Genomic DNA, 1,203 nt, shown 5'->3' with positions numbered 1-1,203 from the left:
TAAACCCCGTCCAACTTGGAACCAGTAGTTTTAAGAATGGGTCAAAATAGGTATCCATCAACTGAATGAGTCAGGGAAGCCATGCTGAGAGTGAAGGTCGACAAATGGGGGCAATGTGCGGCAGAGCTGAGGCAGCTAGCGTTGAGTGCAGCGCATCCGCGTAGCCGGGAACGGCTGATGGGACTGTACGAGATCTGTAGTGGCAAGAATGCGACTCAGGTCGGACGCGAAAGCGGACGTAATCCGCAAACGGTGATGGGATGGGTGCATCGCTATAACGAAGAGGGCTACGAGGCATTGCTCTATCGGCACACAGGTGGCCATCCCCCCCTTTGAGCGCTGCCGTCAAACAAGCCATAGATGGAGTCATTCGCGACAGCTTGGAGGTCGCCGCCACCCCGCCACCGCAGCGCCCAACGTTAGTATTGCAGCCCCGCTGGACGCTAAAACGGTTGGTCGCTGGGGTCAAGACGACGTTTCAGATTGATTGCTCTCGGGAGAGCATACGCAAAGTTCTCAAAGGGCTGGGCTTGTCCTGGAAGAAAGCGCGAAAGCTGCTGAACAAGGCTGACCCACAGAAGCGTGCGGCGTTCCTGGCGCAGCTCGAAGGGTTGCTTGACGAGGCGCTTCATCAAAGCTGCCTGCTGGTCTATGTCGATGAAGCTCATATCCATCTCGATACGGATGAGGGCTATGGCTGGTCGGTCAAAGGCGAACGCTTCTGGGTCTCTTCGAGTTCGCCAGGCTTGAAGCAGGTCTCTTTCTATGGCCTCTATCTGTACGACTTAGCCCAGGTTAGAATCTTCCCCTATGACGCTGGGAATCAAGAAAACACCGTCGATATGCTCGAACGACTCCGCGCTGAATTCCCTGACTTGCCTATCAAGCTGGTCTGGGACGGGGCTCCTTATCATCGAGCTAGACGGGTCAAGGCCGCTGCCGATGACCGCAATATTCACTTAGTGCCTTTACCGGCCTATAGCCCTGACTTTATGCCAGTCGAACATCTTTGGCATTGGCTGCGCGAGGAACTGACCTATCACACCTGCTATCACACTGAGGCTGACCTCATCACTCAAGTTGAACTATTTCAACACAGACTCAACGACGACCCGATTGCTCTTTCTCAACGCCTTTGGGTCTCGACTCAGCTCGACCCTGTTGTCGAAAAACTCCGGGTCTCTTCCTAGACGCGGTTTAAAC

The 1,203-nt window shown here is 54.5% G+C and carries 2 protein-coding genes; both read left to right on the top strand.

The window, feature by feature from the left end; all coding sequences use genetic code 11:
- Nucleotides 1–90: 90 nt before the first annotated feature.
- Entirely contained in the window at nt 91–336 is a 246-nt protein-coding gene (locus IQ241_RS25245) for a helix-turn-helix domain-containing protein (protein ID WP_193912579.1), read from the top strand.
- Nucleotides 333–1,190 carry an IS630 family transposase gene (locus IQ241_RS25240; RefSeq protein ID WP_193912577.1) on the top strand — a complete coding sequence of 286 codons (858 nt, stop codon included), beginning with the start codon at nt 333–335 and terminating at the stop codon, nt 1,188–1,190. Before IQ241_RS25245 ends, IQ241_RS25240 begins: the two co-directional genes overlap by 4 nt.
- Nucleotides 1,191–1,203 lie beyond the last annotated feature (13 nt).

Origin of the sequence: Vasconcelosia minhoensis LEGE 07310 (assembly GCF_015207255.1) — a bacterium.
Taxonomy (GTDB): domain Bacteria; phylum Cyanobacteriota; class Cyanobacteriia; order Phormidesmidales; family Phormidesmidaceae; genus Vasconcelosia; species Vasconcelosia minhoensis.
This window is presented reverse-complemented; position numbering and strand designations above follow the sequence as displayed.